Raw genomic sequence first — 18,212 nt, 5'->3', positions numbered from 1 at the left:
TTATAAACTCTGGATGAGTTGCAACAAGGCCCCACGATCGATCCCTGCAAGTTGATGCAAGTCGGCAGTGGGGCCATGTTCTATAAAGGAGTCAGGAATTCCTAGTACATGCAATTGAGGTAATGGTTTGTTCGCTTTCGCGAAAGCGAGATTCCCCACCATACTGCCTAAACCACCTAAAATAGTGCCGTCCTCAATGGTAATCACATGATCGTGATTTTCTAAAACGCGCAAAACTTGAGTCTCATCCACAGGCTTTAAAAACCTCATATCTATATGAGTGATGTCTAATTGTTCCTGCTGAATGAGTTCTTGAACCATCAACCCGATAGATCCTATACTGAGTACAGCAATTCGATTTCCTTGACTGAGCAGTCTAGACGTTCCTAACTCTATTTTCTCAAAAGGTAATTGCCATTGCACTATATGCCCACGGCCACGAGGATATCTTATAGCGATGGGTAATGGTAACCCTAGCTGTGACGTGTACATCATGTGACGCAATTCCACAACGTCCATAGGTGCTGCGATGATCAGGTCTGGGATACAATTAAGATAAGCAAGATCAAAAGCACCGTGGTGTGTTGCTCCATCTTGACCTACCAGTCCTGCTCGATCGAGGCAGAAAATAACGGGAAGTTTTTGCAGCGCGACGTCGTGAATGACCTGGTCGTAAGCACGCTGTAGAAAAGTGGAATAGATATTACAAAATGGCACTACCCCTTGAGTAGCCATTCCTGCGGCTAGGGTCACCGCATGCTGCTCAGCAATACCAACATCAAATGCGCGTTTAGGAAATGCATCCATCATAATTTTCATGGAACTTCCCGTGGGCATGGCTGGTGTTATCCCAACAATCTTCTCATTTTGCTGCGAGAGTTCTACTAAAGTATGTCCGAAAACATCTTGAAATTTAGGTGGTAACTGGCTCTCATCTTTAGCTGGGATATCTCCAGTTATCTTATCAAATTTACCTGGGGCATGATAACGCACTTGATCTTGTTCCGCTTGTTTTAGGCCTTTACCTTTCACGGTTCTCACATGAAGTAAGCGTGGACCAGAAAGACCACTTTGCCGTTGGAATTCTGCAATTAGTTTAGGAAGGTCATGCCCATCTATGGGTCCTGAATAGTCGAAGTTCAAGGATTCAAAAATATTATCGCGTCCGGTCTCTTTCCCGCTCTTCGTCTTCGTCAAGTAATCCTTTAGGGCTCCTACCGCAGGATCAATCCCTATGGCATTATCATTTAAAATAACGAGTAGATCTGCACCGCTCACCCCTGCATGGTTTAAAGCTTCAAAAGCCATCCCACTAGCAATACTCGCATCTCCCACGATAGCAATATGTTTGTGCTTTTCTCCTTTTAACTGGCTTGCCATCGCCATTCCTAAAGCGGCACTTATAGCAGTGGAACTATGACCTACACCAAAGGTGTCGTATTCACTTTCCGCTCTTTTCGGGAAACCAGAGATCCCATTTAATTCTCTGTTCGTATCAAAAACATCACGCCTTCCCGTCAATATTTTGTGTCCATAGGCTTGATGGCCTACGTCCCAAACCAGTAAATCATTAGGTGTATCAAACACGTAGTGCAATGCGATTGTCAACTCTACCACACCTAGACTGGCACCCAGGTGCCCTTCTTTGGCCGCTACTGCATCAATGATAAAACCTCTTAATTCCTGTGCTATTTGGAGCAGTTCGCTTTCGCGAAAGCGTCTTAAATCAGCTGGTAAATCAATTTGAGAAAGTAAATCGTGCGACATGATTCAAAGGTAATTGTAATGCAGCTTAATGTGAACTGGAATCTAAAAAATAGATCTCATTTCGAGCTGTTGATTCTTAGTCGTTGAATTCGCTGTATTTTTGAAAAATGATAGAACCATACGACGACACCTACTTTATGCAAAAAGCTCTTCAGGAAGCTGAAGCGGCTTTTGATCGTGATGAAATCCCTGTAGGCGCTATCATTGTGACAGACAACCGCATTATTGCTAAGGGTCACAATCTTACCGAAACCTTAACTGACGTTACAGCGCATGCGGAGATGCAAGCCATCACTGCCGGAGCGAGCTTTCTAGGCGGTAAATATTTAAAAGATTGTACGCTTTACGTGACCCTAGAGCCTTGCCAAATGTGCGCCGGCGCTTTATACTGGTCACAGATCTCTCGGATTGTGTTTGGCGCGAGCGATGAACATCGTGGCTACCGCAAGATGGGAACACAACTGCATCCTAAAACACAGGTGTCTCACGGAATCCTTGCGGAAGAATGCTCAAAAATATTAGATGATTTCTTTAAAGCTAGAAGACGTTTGAATTAATTCCATCGACTCTTATCATCCCAATCCTCTTCCTCTTCCTTCTTTTCCTGTTCGCTTTTATTGTGAAAATTGAACTTAGATAAATCCTTTTTTCTATAGCGCACAAAGATGAAGGCTGGCATTAAAATGAGAAATAGAAATGCGGTGGCAAACCCTATAATCTTATTGCCTTCCAATGAATCGCCACTATGGATGACATAAAAGCCTACTCCAATTACTGCTAGCGTAGCGAGTAGTAAAATTCCTAAGATTTTAGTGGCATTGATCATTGTGAGTAAATATAGTGCTGATTATTCTACCGTAACCTTTAAATTAAGTTCTTTCAATTGCTCCTGATCAATCTTTGATGGTGCATCGATCATTACATCGCGGCCATTATTGTTCTTAGGGAAAGCGATGAAATCACGTATCGTTTCCTGTCCACCTAAAATTGCCACTAATCTATCAAACCCAAACGCCAGTCCTGCATGTGGTGGCGCTCCATATTCAAAAGCATCCATCAAGAAACCAAATTGTGCTCGAGCATCCTCTGGTGTAAATCCTAAATGGTCAAACATCAAGGCTTGTAGCTTTTTGTCAAATATTCTCACAGACCCACCTCCTATTTCATTCCCATTCATCACAAGATCATAGGCATTAGCTCTTACATTTCCAGGATCAGTAGCTAGCTTATCAATATCTTCTGGTTTAGGCGATGTAAATGGGTGGTGCATCGCGTGGTAGCGATTGGTATCCTCATCCCATTCTAACAATGGGAAATCTACAACCCATAAGGGTGCAAATTCGTCAGCTTTTCTCAAATCTAATCGCTCTGCCAGCTCCATTCTCAAGGCGCTCAATTGTCCTCTGGTTTTGTCTGCAGGACCAGATAGCACGCAAATCAAGTCTCCTGGTTGTGCACCAGTGGCTTCTGCCCATTTTGCTAGATCTTCTTGATCGTAGAACTTATCCACGCTGGATTTGAAACTACCGTCCTCATTATATTTTGCATACACCATTCCCATAGCGCCTACTTGCGGTCGTTTTACCCAATCGATAAGCCCGTCAATTTCTTTTCTAGTCATACCAGCACCGCCTGGAACTGCGATCCCAACAACGATTTCTGCTTCATTAAAGATTTTGAAGTCTCTCGCTTTCGCGAAAGCGGAAATATCTCCAAACTCCATCCCAAAACGAATATCCGGCTTATCATTTCCATATTTCTCCATCGCTTCCTGATAGGTCATGCGAGGAAACTCTGTTACATCCACGTTCTTTACTTTCTTAAGCAAGTGACGTGTCATTTCTTCGAAAGTATTCAAGACGTCTTCCTGTTCAACAAAAGACATCTCGCAGTCAATCTGTGTAAATTCTGGCTGACGGTCTGCTCTCAAATCCTCATCACGGAAGCATTTGACAATCTGGAAATATTTGTCCATTCCACCAACCATCAACAATTGCTTAAAGGTTTGTGGCGATTGCGGCAAGGCATAAAATTGACCTTCATTCATTCTAGAAGGCACCACAAAATCACGAGCACCTTCTGGAGTAGATTTAATTAGTACAGGAGTTTCTACCTCAACGAAATCCTTGCCTGCAAGGAAATTACGGACCTCCATGGCAACCTTTGATCTAAAAATTAAATTCTCACGTACCGGATTGCGACGTATGTCTAGGTAACGGTATTTCATACGCAGTTCCTCACCACCATCCGTTTTATCTTCTATTGTAAAAGGAGGCGTTTTAGATTCACTTAAGACTTTTAATTCCTTAACCAAAATCTCAACATCGCCCGTAGGCATTTTGTCGTTTTTGGACTCGCGTTCTATCACGGTTCCTTTCACTTGGATGACAAACTCACGACCTAGTTTCTGCGCTTGTTCAAGAACTTGCTTATCCGTACGCTCTTCGTCAAAGATCAACTGCGTCACACCATAACGATCTCTTAAATCCACCCATACCATGAAACCCTTATCACGGGATTTTTGTACCCATCCGGCAAGTGTAACTTCTTTAGTGATATCGCTGGCGCGCAGGCTCCCACAATCGTGTGATCTATACATAATTAAATCTTCTAATAAGCGTGCAAAAATAAGCCGATTCTTATCATTACCCGACTCTTTTACACTTAATAGCTACTAAATTGTAGGTTAAATCGATTAAATCAAAACCTTGATCATCCTTTTAACCACTGTTTTTCAGTGTTTTATAATTTGTATGTAAAATTAATGTTACCTAATTGTTGTTTGAATGTTTATATATGTTTAAATTTGTTATGTATAAAGAACGGTACTATGAAAAATTTAATGTTATTGAGCGCGATGTTGATAGGAATGATTTCCTATGCACAAGAAGTAAAACCTAAGTTTGAACAACTGGAAGACGGTAAAATTCAAGCTACCTATTTTCATGAAAATGGAGAAGTTGCTCAACAAGGATTTTTCTTAAATAAAAAGCGTCACGGAGAATGGACGAGTTATAACGTCAAAGGAGAGAAAACAGCTCAGGCAGAATTTAATAAAGGTGTGAAAACTGGAAAATGGTTCATCTGGAGCGATGATAAATTAACTGAAGTAGATTATGCTGATAATCAAATTGCTGCAGTCAACACTTGGGTCAATAAAAACCCTGTAGCAAGCAATAGACCGTAAGTACTTCTTACTAAAGAATTTCAAAAACCATCCTACTTTCATAGGATGGTTTTTTTGTACCTTAAATTTTAAAATTTCAGTCGAGTAAATTTCAATATTCAGAAGATTTCTTGCAATTTTTCGACGAGAGTAACGACTTAATATTAACATAGTTTTGTTTAAGACCTTTACTATAAAGATTAAACAGATTGTATCTTTACCTAAATCTTTGATTTTATGGCCACTGTTAAAAAAACCACTGCTAAAAAAGCAACTAAAAAGAAGGAAATCACCCGTCAAGATGTGATTACGATATACATGGAATATGTTCTAGAACATGAGAAGACTCCTAAGAGTGTTTTCAAGTTTGCAAAGGATAATAATATGACCGAGCAGGAATTTTATAATTTCTTCGGGAGTTTTGATGGATTGCGCAAGGAAATATGGAACACATTCTTCACTATGACTATGGATGTAGCTCATAAAAGCGATGAATACCACAGTTTCTCCAACCGTGAGAAAATGTTGACGTTCTTCTACACCTTCTTTGAATTATTGACACTCAACCGTAGCTATGTGCTTTATACTTTGAAAGAGAACCAGCACATGATGAGTAAAATGGAGCAACTTAAAGGCCTGCGCAAACACGTTAAAGGGTTTGCAAAGGAATTGATCCAAGAGCGCAATGAAAGCAAGACCAACATCCTACTGGAGCGGTCTGAAACCATTTATAGTGAGGGTGCATGGGTACAAATGCTATTCTTACTCAAGTTTTGGATGGACGACGACAGCGCTGGGTTTGAAAAAACTGATATGGCTATAGAGAAATCTGTAAACACCATATTTGATGTTTTTGATAATACTCCTCTAGATGCGGTGTTGGATTTCGGAAAATTCCTTTGGAAGGAACGTAAAGCATAAAATAAAAACGCTGCCAAGTTCAAAATGAGCCTAGAGCAGCATCTTATGAATAGTTATTTCGCTTTCGCGAAAGCGAAATAACTATTCACTAAATCGTAGCATTCAGGTTTCTGAATTTCAACTAGAATCATGAAAACATTAGATAAAATTCCTACCAGTAAAATAGGCCGCACGACTGAGCTCGTGAAAACTGGTGTCAAAATAGGCGGGAACTATTTGAAATATTATTCTAAGAAAGCCGTGAATCCAGCAATGGATCGCAGCGAGTTGGACGAAGACAATGCTACCGATATCTATGACGGACTTAAAAACCTAAAAGGCAGTGCTTTGAAAGTAGCTCAAATGCTTTCTATGGATAAAAGCTTGCTTCCTGGAGCCTATGTGGAGAAGTTTAGTCTAGCACAGTTTAGCGTGCCGCCTTTGTCTGCACCGTTAGTACGTAAGACTTTTAAGAAATACCAAGGGGCTTTTCCTGAAGAGATTTATGATACATTCTCTAAAGATTCAGTAAATGCAGCAAGCATAGGCCAAGTTCATAAAGCTACTAAAAACGGCAAGGAGCTGGCGGTTAAAATCCAATATCCTGGTGTAGCAGACTCCATAGGTAGCGATCTTGCGATGGTCAAACCAATAGCCATCAAAATGTTCAACCTTAAAGGAGAGGACTCCAAACGCTATTTTGCTGAGGTAGAAGACAAGCTTTTAGAGGAAACGGATTACACACTGGAAGTGGAACAAAGTATCGCTATGACTGAGGCTTGTTCTCATATCCCTAATCTAAAATTCCCGCAATATTACCCAGATCTGTCCAGCAAACGCATCATCACGATGGACTGGATGAATGGGCAACACTTGAGCGAATTTGCAGCTGTTGAATTCTCTCAAGAAACTGGGAACAAATTAGGCCAAACGCTGTGGGATTTTTATATGTTCCAAATGCACGGGTTGAAGGCAGTCCATGCGGACCCACATCCAGGGAATTTTTTGATCTCTAAAGAGGAAGAATTAATCGCGATTGACTTCGGCTGTATCAAGCAAATACCGGATGAGTTTTACGTCCCATATTTTGAACTAGCTGTTCCTGCGAGCATCAATAATCCAGAGATCTTCAGAGAGAAATTATTCCAACTGGAAATTTTACGTAAAGAGGATAGCGATAAGGAAATCAACTATTTTTCCACCCTTTTTCATGAAATGCTGAGTTTATTCACAAAGCCGTTTCAAGAAAAAACATTCGATTTTGCAGATGAATCTTTCTGGGATCAAATCAGTTCACTGAGTGAAAAGTACAGTAACGATAAAGAGTTGCGAAAAATGAATGGAAATCGCGGGAGCAAGCACTTCTTATACATCAACCGTACATTCTTTGGTCTTTATAATTTATTGCATGATCTGAAAGCAACTGTAAATACTAGAGATTATGTAAAGTACTTAGAGGAGAAAGGTTTTAGTAATCATCCTGCTTTGTAGAACTACAAATATGAACAAACTAAAAACGCCGCTGATAGCGGCGTTTTTGATTACAACAAGAAGAACTCTTCTAGTAGTCTTTGGTATAGATCTCTCCCTTAATCAGCTCTTCTGAAATCTCACCTTTCTGAATCTTGAACTTGGTCTTTAGTGTCTGATATTTATTATCCTTACCCGTCAGGTACAGATCGATATGTAGGTGTGGCCCTGTACTCCAACCGGTATTACCACTATAACCGATTAAGTCTCCCTTATTAACCATCTCTCCAGCCTTAACCGCTGATCCATTTCTCTTTAGGTGTAGGTATTGCATAATAGTGCCGTCGCTATGTAAGATTTTCACATAATTATTAAAATCTGCACAACTAGGTTGATCACAGCTTCTAACGTTATTCTCTACCACCTCAACAACCAGGCCTTCTCTTGCTGCATGTACCGTTGTGTTCACAGGCGTATTAAAGTCAATAGCAAACTTATTTTGATGTGAAATTGTGCCGCCGTAACCTTGTGCCACTTTAAATGAGGCACCATTTTCAAAAGGCAAGTCATATACATAATCAGCGTCGTATTCGGTATCTGATAAATCGCCATAATAACTCAACGTGTTGTTTTTTACATCCCAACCTTTCTTAGGGTCAATTTTTATAAATTCAAAAACTACAGAATCTGAAGCTCCAGGAGGTATAACTACCAGAGTCCCGTTTGAAACGCTTTGCTTAAGGTTTTTAATTTTAACATCAACGATGTAAGTGACCGGCAGCAAATTATCATTAGACGCTAATAGCCTTGTTCCATTTTCAAAATTTTCCCATCTGGCTTCAGATTTATTCTTCCATGCATTTTTTTGCCCATATACTTGCAAGCAAATTAGAAGACATGAAATACTTAAAAATATTCTCATAGTACCTTTATTCTAACAGAACTCTATTTGATCAGTTCTTATAAACCTTCCCGTCCTTCATTACAAAATTCACGCTTTCTAATGCCTTCACGTTTTTCTCTGGATTTTCAGATACAGCAATAATATCGGCAAAAAAGCCTTTTTTTATTTGACCTATTTGTCCTTCCATTTGAAGGATTTTTGCTGGTGTAATAGTTGCGCTTTGAATCGCTTCCATGGCTGGCATTCCAGCTTCCACCATATAACCAAACTCCATGGCATTTTTACCATGCTTGAAAACTCCAGCATCAGTTCCAAAAACAATTGGGACACCACGCTTATAAGCTCTAGCAAATGTTCCTTGAATTTGAGGTCCTACTTCACGAGCTTTAGGAACAACGATATCCGGATAAAAGCCTTCTTCCTCAGCTTTTAGTGCTACTTCTTTTCCTGCAGTTATGGTTGGAACTAAATAGCAATTCATTTTTTTCATCAAGTCCATGGTAGATTCACTCATATAAGTTCCATGCTCTATCGTTTTAACACCACCTTCTACCGCTCTGCGCATTCCTTCATCACCATGAGCATGTGCAGCCACATGGAATCCATAGTCTGCCGCAGTGCTAGTGATTGCCTTTATTTCTTCTAGGGTAAATTGTGGATTGCTTCCATTTTTTGCAACACTTAATACTCCTCCTGTAGCAGTGATCTTGATACAATCGGCGCCATTTTTATAACGATGCCGTACTGCCTCTCTAGCCTCATCCGTTCCATTTGCCACACCTTCTCGCGGTCCTGGATCACCCATAAATGCTGCATTACCTCCATTAGTTGGGTCGGCATGACCGCCCGTGGTTGCAATGGACTTGCCGGCAGTGAATATGCGTGGACCTATTAGTTTTCCTTTATTGATAGCATCTCGTAAGGAAATATTAATTCCGCTCCCGCCTAGATCTCTTACGGTGGTAAAACCTTTCATCAAGGTAGTTTCTGCAAATGCGACGCTGTTATAAGCCACATCTGCTGGGTCATCCACAAATTTTGAGATGTAAGCCTGCGGATTGTACTCGGTTTCCATGTGCACATGCATATCCGTCAGTCCTGGCAATACCCATTGATTCTTCAAATCAAAATATTTGACGTCTTGGGGGATGGTCGTATAACCTTTTGAAACATCGGTGATCTCTGATCCATTCACTTTTATAGTGACTTCATCCATCCATTTTCCAGTAGAGGCATCCAGTAAATGACCCGCATGAATGAATGTGGTGGTTTCTTGTGCGTATGTCAAGAAGCTCATTAAAATAACAAGGCTTAATACGAATAACTTTTTCATGGTGCTCGATGTTTTCAAGGTTGTAATGAATTTGAGTTGAATTTCGCTTTCGCGAAAGCGGAAAGGCCTACCTACCGGTTAACAAACTCTATAATTGTTTTAGTAATAAATTCGATTTGATCATCGTCCAGCTCTGTATGCATAGGTAAAGAGATACATTCTTTAACCAGACGGTTAGTTACCGGGAAGTCGGCCTCGTTGTAACGCTCGTCCTGATAAGCCTTTTGCTTGTGCAATGGAATCGGGTAATAAACACCGCAGGGAATTTCATTTTCATTTAAGTGCTTTACTAGCGCATCGCGGTCTGTACCCTTTACAGTTAAGGTGTACTGATGGAAAACATGACAATCGCAATTATCACATATGAGAGGTGTGATGATCTTTTCCTCTTGGGCAAATGCTGCCGTATACTTGCGTGCGGCATCTCTACGGGCCGTATTGTAATCATTCAAATTGCGCAGCTTGATGCGCAACACGGCTGCTTGCATGGAATCCAAACGCGAATTCACGCCCACAACATCATGGTGATAGCGCTCGTACATTCCGTGATTTACGATCCCACGAATGGTATGGGCGAGGTCGTCATCGTTAGTAAAAATCGCTCCACCGTCACCGTAACAGCCTAGGTTTTTAGAAGGAAAGAATGAGGTTGTTCCCGCATGGCCTATAGTTCCTGTTTTAGATTTGGAACCATTACTGTGCATGTAATTTGCACCTATACCTTGAGCATTATCTTCAATTACATACAATTCATGCTCTTCTGCCAGTTTCATGATTTCATCCATATTTGCAGCAAGTCCAAATAAATGTACCGGTACAATAGCTTTAGTTTTAGGAGTAATGGCTCGCTTTACCGCGTCAATATCTATATTAAAATCAAACGGATTCACATCTACTAAAACTGGAGTTAGTTGCAATAGAGCAATGACTTCAACGGTAGCCGCAAATGTGAAATCTGCAGTAATAACCTCGTCACCTGGTTGAAGGCCTAAACCCATCATAGCAATTTGCAAGGCATCTGTACCATTAGCACAAGGGATCACATGTTTTACATTCAGGTAATCTTCCAACTCTTTTTGGAATGCGTGAACTTCAGGGCCATTGATAAACGCCGTGGTCTCGATGACCTCCATGACATTTGCATCAACTTCACTTTTTATTTTTTCATATTGACCTTTGAGGTCCACCATCTGGATTTTACGCATGGGTTTTATCTAGTTTATAGCTGTAAACAGCGGTATTCTTGTAAAAGTACGATATAAGTATCGCATCGCCCAACGGCTAATTTGTGCTATTTTTGGAACTATGCCTATTTTGAAAAGTATTTACGATACGGGTTCCGCTTTCGCGAAAGCGAGCCTACCATTAGCCGGTTTCTTTAACAAGAAATTGCAGCTAGGTTCTCAGGGGCGGGAGCGTTCCTGGGATATTCTAGACACCAAAGTAAAGAGCACCATACCTAAAATATGGGTGCATGTCGCTTCTCTAGGGGAATACGAGCAAATTGTTCCCGTACTGGAAAAGTTCAACCGAAAGAAATATCAAGTCGTCCTTACCTTTTTCTCGCCCTCTGGCTATGAAAATAAAAAGGACACCAAGCTGGCAGATGTCGTTTGCTACTTACCAATAGACGCCGTTTCTAACGTTTCAAAATTCATGCAACTGGTTGACCCGTCACTGGCAATTATGGTGAAATACGAATTCTGGCCCAATTATTTAAATGCGCTCAAGGCTAACAAGGTTCCCACCTTACTAGTAAGCGGGATCTTCCGCGAAAAGATGAGCTTTCATAAATGGTACGGTTCCTGGATGACCAGCTCTTTAAAAGCTTTCCAACATTTCTTCCTTCAAAATGAATCTTCTCTACGAGAATTAAAAGCACTAGGCTTTGAAAATGCAAGCGTCAGTGGGGATACTCGTTTTGATCGCGCCAGCCAGCTTATTGAGCGCGACAATCGCGTTACACAATTGGAGGAATTCATTGAAGGGAAGCCTTGCCTGGTCGTTGGTAGTAGTTGGCCTAAAGATATCGAAGTGATGAAATCTTGGCTTGTAGAAAATGACAAGACTAAAAATATTAAAGTAATCATCGCACCGCATGAGGTGGGTGAAGAACAAATCGATGAATTAGAACAATCGCTCCCCTTTGACACCATCAGCTGGACAGAGACAAGGAAGCATCAAAAACTGCTGAACATTAATACCAGTGTTTTGATTATTGATACCATTGGACTTTTAACTAAAGCATACAGTTATGCAGATGTGGCTTATGTGGGAGGTTCTATGGGGTCCTCTGGTTTACATAACATACTTGAGGCAGCTACTTTTGGAGTACCAGTAGTGATAGGCAAGAACTACGAAAAATATCCAGAAGCTGGAAAACTAGAAGATCTAGGCGGTCTATTTTCGGTTACCAATCCTACTGAATTCAAAGAAACTATGGATCGTCTTTTTAAGGATGATTTTTTAAGAGATAAAACAGGCATGATTTGTGGGCACTGGGTCAACAGCAATACGGGCGCGACAGATCTTGTACTGGAACACTTAAAAACTATTGATGAAGAGCTTCTTATTTCTTAGTCTATTTATGGTCTTTTGGTCCACCACGGCTCAAAAAATCACCTTACTCCATCGGGATTCTAAAGAACCGGTTTCGTTTGCAACCATTAGTTTCGGTAATGGACTTGGAACCTTTGCAGATGGCGATGGTGTTTTTTCGCTTTCGCGAAAGCGATACCCAGACGTGGATTCACTAACAATATCTTCCATAGGTTATGAAGACTTAACTGTGGCCACGAATGGAATTGCTCCCGTTTTATATTTGAATCCGTCAACCGCAGAACTTGAAGCGGTGGTGGTACAGGCACGACTTGATGGAAAGTTTAAAGAAGAAGATATAGATGCCATTGCTCACGATAATTATTTTGATTGCTGGCTGCCTACAGTAGAATCTGAAATTGCTGTGAAGTTTGAGCGTGTGGATGGCAACCCGACTAAGCTCAAGACTTTGTTGATCCCTATTGTACTGGAAGAAAGCCAAAGCAGTAAAAAAGGGAAGCTGTGCGCATTTTCTACTCTTTTTAGGATGCAATTTTACAATGTAAATACTGCTGGAGCTCCTATGGAAAAGTCCTCCTACCCGACACAAACCTTCATTATCACTCAAAAGAGTGAAGAGGTTTACGAATTAGATGTAGAAGAATTAGGTATTCAAATCCCCCAAGAAGGTATTTTTGCAGCCATCCAAGTATTGGGCTATACCTATCCTGACGGCAGACTCATTGACGCCAAAAAATACAGAGAAATTCGTACTAGAAGTGGAATGGAAAAAGTGTCTACCACGTATAGACCTTTATTACCCTTTACGGACGAGATTAACGGCCAGCAAACCTGGGTACGACGAATCTTTTTCAATAATAAAACCTGGCAATTGTTCGAATTATCCTACAATCCCAACAGCAAACTGGTACGATCAGGGCATGATAATTACGGTATGGGGGCTGTACTTAAAGTGTACGAACCTAGAGATTAAACAGTGACTGCCTTGTTCAGATACTTTCTAAAGGGCAGCATTTCTTTATAGATTTCTACGCATTTAGCCTGAAAATCCTCTTGCATGACCTCTTTTTGAGTGACATCGTGTTGCACTGCAAAGGTCTTGCGCCTTAACAAATCAATATGCTCATGATCTGTTGAATATCCTTTAGGAGAGGTTTTTAGAGAGTCCCCATCATCGATCAATTCTCCAAATGTGTTTTTAAACGATGATTTATTGAGGATTTTTTTCAATTCTTTGCCGTTATAATCGATGGCATCTCTAATAGAATCTAGTATTTGCTTCTTCGGTTTATAAAATCCGCCGGCAATAAAAGAGCCGTTAGTTCCCAGATGAATATAAAAATCACCTTGTTTTCCATTGTCTGATATATCCATCCCAGCACCAAAGTGATCTTTATAAACCGGCTTTTCAGGATGAAACATTAAATTGTTATTGATACGATTGATAGCACGCTTGCCCGTAGTAGAGTGATAGTCGGGATCTACCTTACCTAATTTGCCATCCAATTCATTTAACCATGAGATGTACCAATCCCTTACCTCATGATATTCATCCCGGTGCTCATCCATCCAGTCTTTGTTGTTATTTTTTTGAAGTGCTCTCAAGAAAGAAAACATTTTGTGAAAACTCATATTATTTTTCTATAAATATAAAAATGAGACAGTTGCATTGTTAATAAATTATAAGAACATTAGTATTTGGGATCTGCTAAAAAAATACTTTTGCCGCCTTAACCATTTAATCATTTAACCATGAAAAAAATCATATTTGCTCTAGTAATAGGAGCTGCTGCATTCACTTCTTGCCGTGAATCTGAAAAAGAAACAGAAACTATCATCAAGGAAGTTGAAGTAACTACAGAAGACACTACTGATGAAGCAGGTGGTGTTTTAGAAAGAGCTGGCGAGGCAGTTGACAATGAAGTCAACAAAGAAATCAATGAAGAGATTGACAAGATAGGAGACGATAACTAATCGAGTTTATCCACCTTTTTAATTAAAATGGTGATACTCAAGTAGCTTTTTCTCATAAAAGCTATGGTTTACACCATATCATTTTTATATTTAACCCCTTAACCTAAAAACTTTTAATAATGAAAAAATTAACTCTAGTATTTATTGCTTTATTCGCGGTATCTATGTTTACTACATCTTGTAGAGAAGAAAACGAATCTGCTGAAGAGCAAATGGAAGAAATGGCTGACGACATGGAAGATGCGGCAGACGATATGGAAGACAACATGGAAGAAGCAGCTGACGATATGGAAGACGCAGCAGACGACATGGAAGACACAGAAATGAGCACTGAAGAAGGTGCATAAATTAAAATAACATGAAAAAAATCATTTTAACACTGGCAATTATTGCCATCGCAATACCTACATTATCTAGTTGTCGCGAAGAAAAGACTGTAGAGGTTGAAGAACTAGCGCCAGACGCTGAAGATAGCGACGATGATGAAAGTTATGATACCAATCCTACTGCTGGTGACCCAGATTGATTGATTTCCATGCATATTTCAAAAAGGAACCTTAAACGGTTCCTTTTTTTATGCTGGCAATTTCACTTCTTAAACTATCTAGACCCTGCTTGAGCGAAATCATCGCCTCTTGTCCCTCATAAACATCTAAATCAAAGCTTAGTTTTGAATTGACCTCCCAAAGCTCATTGATTTCAGCCACAGTTTGTTCAATTACTGGATAATCTCTATTTAAGGATATTAACAATATACTTTCAGGGGACTCTGTTTTTCGCAGCTTTTTTACAACTACAGTATCTGGTGTCACCACCACATGAATTTTATTGTCATTTGCTTGTCGCACATTTTCCACAGCGCGCGCCATGACCCATTCATTAGGTTGAAGCACTGGCAACATACTATCACCATTCACTTGAAAAGCTCTATAACTTCCTTCCTTGTACTGAGGTAAAGGAATATTAAATGCGGGAAGCTCATTATACCAGTCTGTATCTAGTACATTACTGGCATATCCTGCACTGGCTTTGATAGGCACCATAATCATGTTTTCCCTTTCACTGGCGTCCATAGTAATAATCTTAGGCGCCGTATTCTGACTCGTCTCTAAATACTTATTGAAACTAGTACCGTACAACCATAATGGATTGATGTGAAACTGCCGTAACAGTTCTGTTACGATCTTACCGGTAATTTTCTTTTTACCGCGTTCAATATCTGCCGTTGTACTCCCTGCATCAAGTAAGTCTGCAAACTCACTTTGTGTTTTTCCTAGATCCTCACGTACCTGTTTGAATCGCTTTGCCTCAGTTGAGATGTCTTGTGCCATGAGACAAATATATTCTTTTTAGGAATAATTCCAATTTTAACATTGGATTATTTCCATTTATTAGGAATTATTCCATACTTTTGAAACTCAATCAGGAATAAGACTTGGAATATTTCCTAAAACAAAAAAATTATGTGTGGTAGAGCGTCCGTAATAACACCAGAAGCACTTTTAGAGAAACGTTTTAATGCCGCTTTCGCGAAAGGGGTTCATCTAGAAGAGAATGTAAACATCAGCGCAGGTAATAAAATACCAGTGATCACTAGCGCTATGCCTAACCACATACAAACATTTACGCTAGGATACACTCCTCATTGGGCACACAAGCAAACCTACATGATTAATGCCCGTGCGGAAGGAAGTTACAATCCAGAAAATGATCCAGCCTACACAGGTCCAATGGGCATTTTTCAAAAACCAATGTTTCGGCATGCCATCAAATCACAGCGGTGTCTTGTGTTAGTAGACGCATTTATTGAGGGTCCGAAACAAGAAAAGCTCAACAAACCCTATTTAGTATATCCTAATAGAGATCGTGGACCTTTCGCCCTAGCTGGTATATATGACACGTGGCAACACCCATTAACTGGAGAGCTGCATCATACTGTTGCCATTGTAACAACTGGTTCAAACAGGTTGACACAACGTATAGGACATCATCGCGGTCCCTTAGTACTCTCTAGAGAACAAGAAGAACAATGGCTAGATCAGGATCTTTCTGTAAAAGAGCTATCTGCTATAATGAAGCCATTCAACTCTAAAGGGTTCAACGCCTATCCGATCTCACAAAAAATTAAAAATCCAGATGCGAATGGATTAGAGTTATTGAAGCCTATAGGTGAAAAGCTGTTTAAAGATTACGATAGATGTCTTTATGAGCGTCTTAAATATACCAGTGAAGATACCTTGAACATTAGAGAAGAGCGCCTGGTAGAGGGTGACCAGTTTGTACTCTTTTAAAATTGAAAGCCATGAATATTGAAAAAATAAAAAAAGATCTCGCCATACGAGTTCAACGAGTAATGGATTCTAGAAAGCAATCTATGACAAAAGGATCTCAAAGCAGTGCGATTGTAAAAAGCTGGCATGACAAAGTAGCTGACACGGAAGACCTTATTAAAAAAGTTTACGATACCTTAAATGAAGTCTTGCAGTGCAATGGCATACAGCTAACCAACTCTCTAGAATACGATAGCTTAATCAGTGATTTAGAGCCAACGGTGCATGATATCGTCTTACGAAATATAGAAGATTAGCCATATAGTATAATATTCATCTTGAAACCAACTCAACCTCACAGGGAAACCTCGTGAGGTTTTTTAACCACTAGATTTAAAAAAGCCACAAGCCCCACTAACAGTAGAATTAAAGAAATAAAGCAGGTGATCTTAAGGACCTCGGTTCGGTCATCAATCAATACTAAAGGAGTATAAACCTCATGAAAAAGCAAATCATACATCTGGATCTAGATACATTTTACGTTTCCGTAGAACGTAAAATGGATGCCCGCCTTAGGAACAAGCCGCTTCTTGTAGGAGGTACTAGTGATCGTGGCGTGGTAGCGGCTTGCAGTTATGAAACTAGAGGTTATGGTGTTCATAGTGGTATGTCTATGAAATTAGCAAAACAACTGTGCCCAGAAGCTATTGTTATAAGAGGCAACGCAGGAACCTACTCTAAACATTCAGATGAGGTCACTGAAATCATCAAACAAGAAACACCTCTTTTTGAAAAATCTAGTATCGATGAGTTCTATGCTGATCTTACTGGTATGGACCGGTTTTACGGTTGCTATAAACTAGCCACAGAAATAAGGAATAAGATCATCAAAGAAACCGGACTGCCTATATCCTTCGGTCTTTCCATCAATAAAGTAGTCTCTAAAATTGCTACAGGCGAGGCAAAACCAGACAGCCAGCTCATGATCAATGACGGTTGTGAGAAAGAGTTTATGGCACCGCTTTCCATCAAAAAGATTCCGCAAGTGGGTGATAAAACCTATCAAACCTTAAGACATCTAGGCGTACGTAAAATACAAACCATACAAGAAATGCAAGAAGATATGATGGTACGGGTACTAGGAAAAAATGGGAGCATGATCTGGCGACGGGCGCAAGGTGTGGACAATAGGCCCGTCGTCGCTTTCAATGAACGTAAATCTATTAGTACAGAGCGGACCTTTGATAAAGATACCATCGACGTCCATAAATTGAAATCTATATTGATCGCCATGACAGAAAACCTGGCGTTCCAACTGAGAAGAGGCGATAAACTTACCGGCTGCATCAATGTCAAGATTAAATACTCTGACTTCAACACCTACTCTAAACAATTGCGAGTTCCTTACGGCAGTGCAGACCACATCTTGATTCCAAAGATTCTGGATCTGTTCGAACGTCTTTATAATCGGCGATTACTGGTGCGTTTGATAGGCATCCGCTTCTCCCATTTAGTAAGTGGAAATTATCAGATCAATCTTTTTGACGATACTGAAAGTGCCTTGAACTTGTACAATGCACTAGACAAAATGAGAGAGAAATATGGTGACCGCAGCGTGGTGCGAGCCTCTGGGCTAGGAGCTAAAACCATAGGGCGCATGACAAATCCATTCAATGGCTTACCGCCGGTGGTGCTGGCGCATAGGAAGCAATAGTTAGGAGTTAGGAGTTAGGAGTTAGGAGTTAGGAGTTAGGAGTTAGGAGTTAGGAGTTAGGAGTTAGGAGTTAGGAGTTAGGAGTTAGGAGTTAGGAGTTAGGAGTTAGGAGTTAGGAGAATAAATGAAGTTTTTAATAGTAATAGGTGATCCGC

Annotated in this window: 20 protein-coding genes; 12 read left to right on the top strand and 8 right to left on the bottom strand. The window is 40.3% G+C overall.

The features are described from left to right. Positions 1 to 1,767 (bottom strand): 1-deoxy-D-xylulose-5-phosphate synthase, encoded by a 1,767-nt coding sequence (locus NMS_RS05205; RefSeq protein WP_041495753.1) that lies wholly within the window; start codon positions 1,765 to 1,767, stop codon positions 1 to 3. A 107-nt stretch (positions 1,768 to 1,874) separates the two neighbouring features. Between NMS_RS05205 and NMS_RS05200 the strand changes: the two genes are divergently transcribed. Further along, entirely contained in the window at positions 1,875 to 2,324 is a 450-nt protein-coding gene (locus tag NMS_RS05200) for a nucleoside deaminase (RefSeq protein WP_041495752.1), read from the top strand. Here NMS_RS05200 and NMS_RS05195 read toward each other — a convergent pair. Further along, positions 2,321 to 2,593, bottom strand: coding sequence for a hypothetical protein (locus NMS_RS05195; RefSeq protein ID WP_041495751.1), 273 nt, complete (start codon positions 2,591 to 2,593; stop codon positions 2,321 to 2,323). The genes NMS_RS05200 and NMS_RS05195 overlap by 4 nt on opposite strands. A 21-nt stretch (positions 2,594 to 2,614) precedes the next feature. Further along, positions 2,615 to 4,366 carry an aspartate--tRNA ligase gene (gene aspS / locus NMS_RS05190; RefSeq protein WP_041495750.1) on the bottom strand — a complete coding sequence of 584 codons (1,752 nt, stop codon included), beginning with the start codon at positions 4,364 to 4,366 and terminating at the stop codon, positions 2,615 to 2,617. Positions 4,367 to 4,597: 231 nt separating this feature from the next. Here aspS and NMS_RS05185 point away from each other — a divergent pair, with 231 nt between their 5' ends. From NMS_RS05185 to NMS_RS05175, 3 genes are all read left to right on the top strand, one after another. Continuing rightward, the gene (locus NMS_RS05185; protein ID WP_041495749.1) at positions 4,598 to 4,954 is read left to right on the top strand and encodes a toxin-antitoxin system YwqK family antitoxin; all 357 of its coding nucleotides are present in this window, start codon (positions 4,598 to 4,600) and stop codon (positions 4,952 to 4,954) included. 216 nt (positions 4,955 to 5,170) lie between these two features. Beyond that, on the top strand, positions 5,171 to 5,854 hold the full coding sequence (locus NMS_RS05180; protein ID WP_052476735.1) for a TetR family transcriptional regulator C-terminal domain-containing protein: 684 nt from the start codon (positions 5,171 to 5,173) through the stop codon (positions 5,852 to 5,854). A 129-nt stretch (positions 5,855 to 5,983) separates the two neighbouring features. After that, entirely contained in the window at positions 5,984 to 7,324 is a 1,341-nt protein-coding gene (locus tag NMS_RS05175) for an ABC1 kinase family protein (RefSeq protein ID WP_041495748.1), read from the top strand. A gap of 70 nt (positions 7,325 to 7,394) precedes the next feature. On the opposite strand, the gene NMS_RS05170 is transcribed toward NMS_RS05175, so the two are convergent. From NMS_RS05170 to NMS_RS05160, 3 genes are all read right to left on the bottom strand, one after another. Further along, a complete protein-coding gene (locus tag NMS_RS05170; protein WP_041495747.1) occupies positions 7,395 to 8,225 on the bottom strand; it encodes a M23 family metallopeptidase in 831 nt (276 codons plus the stop codon). A gap of 31 nt (positions 8,226 to 8,256) precedes the next feature. Next, on the bottom strand, positions 8,257 to 9,540 hold the full coding sequence (locus tag NMS_RS05165) for a metal-dependent hydrolase family protein (RefSeq protein ID WP_041495746.1): 1,284 nt from the start codon (positions 9,538 to 9,540) through the stop codon (positions 8,257 to 8,259). 71 nt (positions 9,541 to 9,611) lie between these two features. Beyond that, positions 9,612 to 10,745, bottom strand: a complete 1,134-nt coding sequence (locus NMS_RS05160) for a DegT/DnrJ/EryC1/StrS family aminotransferase (RefSeq protein ID WP_041495745.1) — start codon at positions 10,743 to 10,745, stop codon at positions 9,612 to 9,614. 100 nt (positions 10,746 to 10,845) lie between these two features. Here NMS_RS05160 and NMS_RS05155 point away from each other — a divergent pair, with 100 nt between their 5' ends. After that, complete coding sequence (locus tag NMS_RS05155; protein WP_173405815.1) at positions 10,846 to 12,120, top strand: 3-deoxy-D-manno-octulosonic acid transferase; 1,275 nt, start codon at positions 10,846 to 10,848, stop codon at positions 12,118 to 12,120. Further along, on the top strand, positions 12,098 to 13,072 hold the full coding sequence (locus NMS_RS05150) for a peptidase associated/transthyretin-like domain-containing protein (RefSeq protein WP_041495744.1): 975 nt from the start codon (positions 12,098 to 12,100) through the stop codon (positions 13,070 to 13,072). Before NMS_RS05155 ends, NMS_RS05150 begins: the two co-directional genes overlap by 23 nt. Here NMS_RS05150 and NMS_RS05145 read toward each other — a convergent pair. Next, a complete protein-coding gene (locus tag NMS_RS05145; RefSeq protein ID WP_041495743.1) occupies positions 13,069 to 13,731 on the bottom strand; it encodes a DUF2461 domain-containing protein in 663 nt (220 codons plus the stop codon). The genes NMS_RS05150 and NMS_RS05145 overlap by 4 nt on opposite strands. Before the next feature lie 120 nt (positions 13,732 to 13,851). On the opposite strand from NMS_RS05145, the gene NMS_RS05140 reads away from it, so the two are divergent. From NMS_RS05140 to NMS_RS13880, 3 genes are all read left to right on the top strand, one after another. Beyond that, on the top strand, positions 13,852 to 14,073 hold the full coding sequence (locus NMS_RS05140; RefSeq protein WP_041495742.1) for a hypothetical protein: 222 nt from the start codon (positions 13,852 to 13,854) through the stop codon (positions 14,071 to 14,073). 119 nt (positions 14,074 to 14,192) lie between these two features. After that, positions 14,193 to 14,420 (top strand): hypothetical protein, encoded by a 228-nt coding sequence (locus NMS_RS05135; RefSeq protein WP_041495741.1) that lies wholly within the window; start codon positions 14,193 to 14,195, stop codon positions 14,418 to 14,420. Between the two features lie 11 nt (positions 14,421 to 14,431). After that, entirely contained in the window at positions 14,432 to 14,599 is a 168-nt protein-coding gene (locus tag NMS_RS13880) for a hypothetical protein (protein WP_158448961.1), read from the top strand. 31 nt (positions 14,600 to 14,630) lie between these two features. Here the strand turns inward: NMS_RS13880 and NMS_RS05130 are convergent, their stop codons facing one another. Further along, a complete protein-coding gene (locus NMS_RS05130; RefSeq protein WP_041495740.1) occupies positions 14,631 to 15,404 on the bottom strand; it encodes a LexA family transcriptional regulator in 774 nt (257 codons plus the stop codon). A gap of 132 nt (positions 15,405 to 15,536) precedes the next feature. On the opposite strand from NMS_RS05130, the gene NMS_RS05125 reads away from it, so the two are divergent. The 3 genes from NMS_RS05125 to dinB all read left to right on the top strand — a co-directional run bounded on the left by NMS_RS05125 (position 15,537) and on the right by dinB (position 18,057). Next, positions 15,537 to 16,364 carry an SOS response-associated peptidase gene (locus NMS_RS05125; RefSeq protein ID WP_041495739.1) on the top strand — a complete coding sequence of 276 codons (828 nt, stop codon included), beginning with the start codon at positions 15,537 to 15,539 and terminating at the stop codon, positions 16,362 to 16,364. 11 nt (positions 16,365 to 16,375) lie between these two features. Further along, complete coding sequence (locus NMS_RS05120) at positions 16,376 to 16,660, top strand: hypothetical protein (RefSeq protein ID WP_041497488.1); 285 nt, start codon at positions 16,376 to 16,378, stop codon at positions 16,658 to 16,660. Between the two features lie 182 nt (positions 16,661 to 16,842). Next, the gene (gene dinB, locus NMS_RS05115) at positions 16,843 to 18,057 is read left to right on the top strand and encodes a DNA polymerase IV (protein WP_041495738.1); all 1,215 of its coding nucleotides are present in this window, start codon (positions 16,843 to 16,845) and stop codon (positions 18,055 to 18,057) included. The last annotated feature ends 155 nt before the right edge of the window (positions 18,058 to 18,212 follow it).

Source organism: Nonlabens marinus S1-08, assembly GCF_000831385.1.
Classification (GTDB): Bacteria; Bacteroidota; Bacteroidia; order Flavobacteriales; family Flavobacteriaceae; genus Nonlabens; species Nonlabens marinus.
This window is presented reverse-complemented; position numbering and strand designations above follow the sequence as displayed.